At 35.2% G+C, this 6,135-nt stretch carries 5 protein-coding genes and 2 pseudogenes; 1 reads left to right on the top strand and 6 read right to left on the bottom strand.

From position 1 onward, the window contains the following. Positions 1–79 (top strand): annotated as a pseudogene (locus KA878_RS09995) (IS6 family transposase); the annotation flags it as partial. A gap of 59 nt (positions 80–138) precedes the next feature. Here the strand turns inward: KA878_RS09995 and KA878_RS09990 are convergent. From KA878_RS09990 to KA878_RS09965, 6 genes and pseudogenes are all read right to left on the bottom strand, one after another. Then, positions 139–600 (bottom strand): annotated as a pseudogene (locus tag KA878_RS09990) (protein rep); the annotation flags it as partial. A 244-nt stretch (positions 601–844) separates the two neighbouring features. Beyond that, positions 845–2,107: a MobV family relaxase gene (mobV, locus tag KA878_RS09985; protein ID WP_000119405.1), complete on the bottom strand. Its 1,263-nt coding sequence runs from the start codon at positions 2,105–2,107 to the stop codon at positions 845–847. A 563-nt stretch (positions 2,108–2,670) separates the two neighbouring features. Then, complete coding sequence (gene tet(L), locus KA878_RS09980) at positions 2,671–4,047, bottom strand: tetracycline efflux MFS transporter Tet(L) (protein WP_001574277.1); 1,377 nt, start codon at positions 4,045–4,047, stop codon at positions 2,671–2,673. A gap of 33 nt (positions 4,048–4,080) precedes the next feature. Continuing rightward, positions 4,081–4,143: a tetracycline resistance efflux system leader peptide gene (locus KA878_RS14660; RefSeq protein WP_012779615.1), complete on the bottom strand. Its 63-nt coding sequence runs from the start codon at positions 4,141–4,143 to the stop codon at positions 4,081–4,083. A 210-nt stretch (positions 4,144–4,353) separates the two neighbouring features. Further along, the gene (aadD1, locus tag KA878_RS09970; RefSeq protein WP_001014230.1) at positions 4,354–5,115 is read right to left on the bottom strand and encodes an aminoglycoside O-nucleotidyltransferase ANT(4')-Ia; all 762 of its coding nucleotides are present in this window, start codon (positions 5,113–5,115) and stop codon (positions 4,354–4,356) included. Positions 5,116–5,283: 168 nt separating this feature from the next. Continuing rightward, positions 5,284–6,093, bottom strand: a complete 810-nt coding sequence (locus KA878_RS09965; RefSeq protein WP_203265331.1) for a protein rep — start codon at positions 6,091–6,093, stop codon at positions 5,284–5,286. Positions 6,094–6,135: the final 42 nt, after the last annotated feature.

Genomic DNA, 6,135 nt, shown 5'->3' with positions numbered 1-6,135 from the left:
ATATAAAAAGAACCGCAGGTCTCTTCAGATCTACGGATTTTCGCCATGCCACGAAATTAGCATCATGCTAGCAAGTTAAGCGAACACTGACATGATAAATTAGTGGTTAGCTATATTTTTTTACTTTGCAACAGAACCATTTTTATTAATTTTTTTATATTGCATCATTCGGCGAAATCCTTGAGCCATATCTGACAAACTCTTATTTAATTCTTCGCCATCATAAACATTTTTAACTGTTAATGTGAGAAACAACCAACGAACTGTTGGCTTTTGTTTAATAACTTCAGCAACAACCTTTTGTGACTGAATGCCATGTTTCATTGCTCTCCTCCAGTTGCACATTGGACAAAGCCTGGATTTACAAAACCACACTCGATACAACTTTCTTTCGCCTGTTTCACGATTTTGTTTATACTCTAATATTTCAGCACAATCTTTTACTCTTTCAGCCTTTTTAAATTCAAGAATATGCAGAAGTTCAAAGTAATCAACATTAGCGATTTTCTTTTCTCTCCATGGTCTCACTTTTCCACTTTTTGTCTTGTCCACTAAAACCCTTGATTTTTCATCTGAATAAATGCTACTATTAGGACACATAATATTAAAAGAAACCCCCATCTATTTAGTTATTTGTTTGGTCACTTATAACTTTAACAGATGGGGTTTTTCTGTGCAACCAATTTTAAGGGTTTTCAATACTTTAAAACACATACATACCAACACTTCAACGCACCTTTCAGCAACTAAAATAAAAATGACGTTATTTCTATATGTATCAAGATAAGAAAGAACAAGTTCAAAACCATCAAAAAAAGACACCTTTTCAGGTGCTTTTTTTATTTTATAAACTCATTCCCTGATCTCGACTTCGTTCTTTTTTTACCTCTCGGTTATGAGTTAGTTCAAATTCGTTCTTTTTAGGTTCTAAATCGTGTTTTTCTTGGAATTGTGCTGTTTTATCCTTTACCTTGTCTACAAACCCCTTAAAAACGTTTTTAAAGGCTTTTAAGCCGTCTGTACGTTCCTTAAGGAATTCCTTAGTGCTTTCATAGATTAAACTCACATCACGCTTTAAATCGCTTATTTTAGACTTTAAAGACTTGTTTTCTTCAAGCAACTCATTATAATCATTTACATTTTCATTAAATCGCTCTACAAGACCACTATATTTTTCTTTAACTTGCCCATGTTCTTTACTTAATTTTTTATATTCTCTCGCCATATCAGTACTCATGAGATTTCTAACATGCTGTTTTAACCTATCGTTATCTCTCGCAGCAGTCACTAAGTTTTTATAATCACGCTCCGATATAACAACATTTTTGGTTGGTTTCTTTTCTGTTTTCATTATTTCTTTTCCCAAACCAAACATGGACTTTTCACCCGTTGGCACTTCAACACTTTTCATGTGTCGTTTCGCTGGTACTTCTAAATCTGATTTAACTTTATCGCTATAAGCAGTCCATTCATCTTTTTTAACTGCTAAATTTTTTTCTAGAAAATCAATCTCTTTTTCCAAAGTTTGTTTTTTAAATTTAGCTGTCTCAATATGTTTACGGTCAGAGCCACGTTCACCACGCTTCAACTCAAAACCCTGTTTTTTCATATGCTCGGGGAATTTATCTTGTAGCCATAACAGTTCTTGACGATTAAACACATTTTTTCCTTGCAGTTTTCCATCACGCATAGGCACAACACCTAAATGCATGTGAGGGGTTTGCTCATCATTATGAACTGTTGCATAAGCAATATTTTGCTTGCCATATCGTTCGGAAAATAATTTATAACTTTCCTCAAAAAATCGTTTTTGTTCTCCTGGATCCAGTTGCTCAAAAAAATCTCGGTCAGATGTTACTAGCAACTCATTTACAAGAACAGCATCTTTCCTCGTTTTTCTTGTACCTGTTTTTTGTGATTCAATAATTTCTTTGACACGTTCGTTGTAATCAATATTTTTATCATTTTTCAAATCATAATTTTCACGTGTTCGCTCATGGTCAATATCATCATTCGTTCTACTTTTTCGCTCTCTTTGATTATGAAATTGCATGCCTTTTAGTCCAGCTGATTTCACTTTTTGCATTCTACAAACTGCATAACTCATATGTAAATCGCTCCTTTTTAGGTGGCACAAATGTGAGGCATTTTCGCTCTTTCCGGCAACCACTTCCAAGTAAAGTATAACACATTATACTTTATATTCATAAAGTGTGTGCTCTGCGAGGCTGTCGGCAGTGCCGACCAAAACCATAAAACCTTTAAGACCTTTCTTTTTTTTACGAGAAAAAAGAAACAAAAAAACCTGCCCTCTGCCACCTCAGCAAAGGGGGGTTTTGCTCTCGTGCTCGTTTAAAAATCAGCAAGGGACAGGTAGTATTTTTTGAGAAGATCACTCAAAAAATCTCCACCTTTAAACCCTTGCCAATTTTTATTTTGTCCGTTTTGTCTAGCTTACCGAAAGCCAGACTCAGCAAGAATAAAATTTTTATTGTCTTTCGGTTTTCTAGTGTAACGGACAAAACCACTCAAAATAAAAAAGATACAAGAGAGGTCTCTCGTATCTTTTATTCAGCAATCGCGCCCTTTAATGGAACAAAAAGATTTGAATTCCTGTTATAAAAAAAGGATCAATTTTGAACTCTCTCCCAAAGTTGATCCCTTAACGATTTAGAAATCCCTTTGAGAATGTTTATATACATTCAAGGTAACCAGCCAACTAATGACAATGATTCCTGAAAAAAGTAATAACAAATTACTATACAGATAAGTTGACTGATCAACTTCCATAGGTAACAACCTTTGATCAAGTAAGGGTATGGATAATAAACCACCTACAATTGCAATACCTGTTCCCTCTGATAAAAAGCTGGTAAAGTTAAGCAAACTCATTCCAGCACCAGCTTCCTGCTGTTTCAAGCTACTTGAAACAATTGTTGATATAACTGTTTTGGTGAACGAAAGCCCACCTAAAACAAATACGATTATAATTGTCATGAACCATGATGTTGTTTCTAAAAGAAAGGAAGCAGTTAAAAAGCTAACAGAAAGAAATGTAACTCCGATGTTTAACACGTATAAAGGACCTCTTCTATCAACAAGTATCCCACCAATGTAGCCGAAAATAATGACACTCATTGTTCCAGGGAAAATAATTACACTTCCGATTTCGGCAGTACTTAGCTGGTGAACATCTTTCATCATATAAGGAACCATAGAGACAAACCCTGCTACTGTTCCAAATATAATTCCCCCACAAAGAACTCCAATCATAAAAGGTATATTTTTCCCTAATCCGGGATCAACAAAAGGATCTGTTACTTTCCTGATATGTTTTACAAATATCAGGAATGACAGTACGCTAACGATAAGAAAAGAAATGCTATATGATGTTGTAAACAACATAAAAAATACAATGCCTACAGACATTAGTATAATTCCTTTGATATCAAAATGACCTTTTATCCTTACTTCTTTCTTTAATAATTTCATAAGAAACGGAACAGTGATAATTGTTATCATAGGAATGAGTAGAAGATAGGACCAATGAATATAATGGGCTATCATTCCACCAATCGCTGGACCGACTCCTTCTCCCATGGCTACTATCGATCCAATAAGACCAAATGCTTTACCCCTATTTTCCTTTGGAATATAGCGCGCAACTACAACCATTACGAGTGCTGGAAATGCAGCTGCACCAGCCCCTTGAATAAAACGAGCCATAATAAGTAAGGAAAAGAAAGAATGGCCAACAAACCCAATTACCGACCCGAAACAATTTATTATAATTCCAAATAGGAGTAACCTTTTGATGCCTAATTGATCAGATAGCTTTCCATATACAGCTGTTCCAATGGAAAAGGTTAACATAAAGGCTGTGTTCACCCAGTTTGTACTCGCAGGTGGTTTATTAAAATCATTTGCAATATCAGGTAATGAGACGTTCAAAACCATTTCATTTAATACGCTAAAAAAAGATAAAATGCAAAGCCAAATTAAAATTTGGTTGTGTCGTAAATTCGATTGTGAATAGGATGTATTCACATTTCACCCTCCAATAATGAGGGCAGACGTAGTTTATAGGGTTAATGATACGCTTCCCTCTTTTAATTGAACCCTGTTACATTCATTACACTTCATAATTAATTCCTCCTAAACTTGATTAAAACATTTTACCACATATAAACTAAGTTTTAAATTCAGTATTTCATCACTTATACAACAATATGGCCCGATTTAAGCACACCCTTTATTCCGTTAATGCGCCATGACAGCCATGATAATTACTAATACTAGGAGAAGTTAATAAATACGTAACCAACATGATTAACAATTATTAGAGGTCATCGTTCAAAATGGTATGCGTTTTGACACATCCACTATATATCCGTGTCGTTCTGTCCACTCCTGAATCCCATTCCAGAAATTCTCTAGCGATTCCAGAAGTTTCTCAGAGTCGGAAAGTTGACCAGACATTACGAACTGGCACAGATGGTCATAACCTGAAGGAAGATCTGATTGCTTAACTGCTTCAGTTAAGACCGAAGCGCTCGTCGTATAACAGATGCGATGATGCAGACCAATCAACATGGCACCTGCCATTGCTACCTGTACAGTCAAGGATGGTAGAAATGTTGTCGGTCCTTGCACACGAATATTACGCCATTTGCCTGCATATTCAAACAGCTCTTCTACGATAAGGGCACAAATCGCATCGTGGAACGTTTGGGCTTCTACCGATTTAGCAGTTTGATACACTTTCTCTAAGTATCCACCTGAATCATAAATCGGCAAAATAGAGAAAAATTGACCATGTGTAAGCGGCCAATCTGATTCCACCTGAGATGCATAATCTAGTAGAATCTCTTCGCTATCAAAATTCACTTCCACCTTCCACTCACCGGTTGTCCATTCATGGCTGAACTCTGCTTCCTCTGTTGACATGACACACATCATCTCAATATCCGAATAGGGCCCATCAGTCTGACGACCAAGAGAGCCATAAACACCAATAGCCTTAACATCATCCCCATATTTATCCAATATTCGTTCCTTAATTTCATGAACAATCTTCATTCTTTCTTCTCTAGTCATTATTATTGGTCCATTCACTATTCTCATTCCCTTTTCAGATAATTTTAGATTTGCTTTTCTAAATAAGAATATTTGGAGAGCACCGTTCTTATTCAGCTATTAATAACTCGTCTTCCTAAGCATCCTTCAATCCTTTTAATAACAATTATAGCATCTAATCTTCAACAAACTGGCCCGTTTGTTGAACTACTCTTTAATAAAATAATTTTTCCGTTCCCAATTCCACATTGCAATAATAGAAAATCCATCTTCATCGGCTTTTTCGTCATCATCTGTATGAATCAAATCGCCTTCTTCTGTGTCATCAAGGTTTAATTTTTTATGTATTTCTTTTAACAAACCACCATAGGAGATTAACCTTTTACGGTGTAAACCTTCCTCCAAATCAGACAAACGTTTCAAATTCTTTTCTTCATCATCGGTCATAAAATCCGTATCCTTTACAGGATATTTTGCAGTTTCGTCAATTGCCGATTGTATATCCGATTTATATTTATTTTTCGGTCGAATCATTTGAACTTTTACATTTGGATCATAGTCTAATTTCATTGCCTTTTTCCAAAATTGAATCCATTGTTTTTGATTCACGTAGTTTTCTGTATTCTTAAAATAAGTTGGTTCCACACATACCAATACATGCATGTGCTGATTATAAGAATTATCTTTATTATTTATTGTCACTTCCGTTGCACGCATAAAACCAACAAGATTTTTATTAATTTTTTTATATTGCATCATTCGGCGAAATCCTTGAGCCATATCTGACAAACTCTTATTTAATTCTTCGCCATCATAAACATTTTTAACTGTTAATGTGAGAAACAACCAACGAACTGTTGGCTTTTGTTTAATAACTTCAGCAACAACCTTTTGTGACTGAATGCCATGTTTCATTGCTCTCCTCCAGTTGCACATTGGACAAAGCCTGGATTTACAAAACCACACTCGATACAACTTTCTTTCGCCTGTTTCACGATTTTGTTGGTTCTGTTGCAAAGTTGAATTTATAGTATAATTTTAACAAAAAGGAGTCTTCTG

Origin of the sequence: Staphylococcus sp. GDY8P57P (genome assembly GCF_017892585.1) — a bacterium.
Taxonomy (GTDB): Bacteria; Bacillota; Bacilli; order Staphylococcales; family Staphylococcaceae; genus Staphylococcus; species Staphylococcus borealis.
The sequence above is the reverse complement of the archived record's forward strand: the minus strand, read 5'-3'. Positions and strand labels throughout refer to the sequence as shown.

Coding starts and splice junctions, on each gene's coding strand:
- mobV (WP_000119405.1), bottom strand. CDS start 2,107: ATGAGTTATGCAGTTTGTAGAATGCAAAAAGTGAAATCAGCTGGACTA.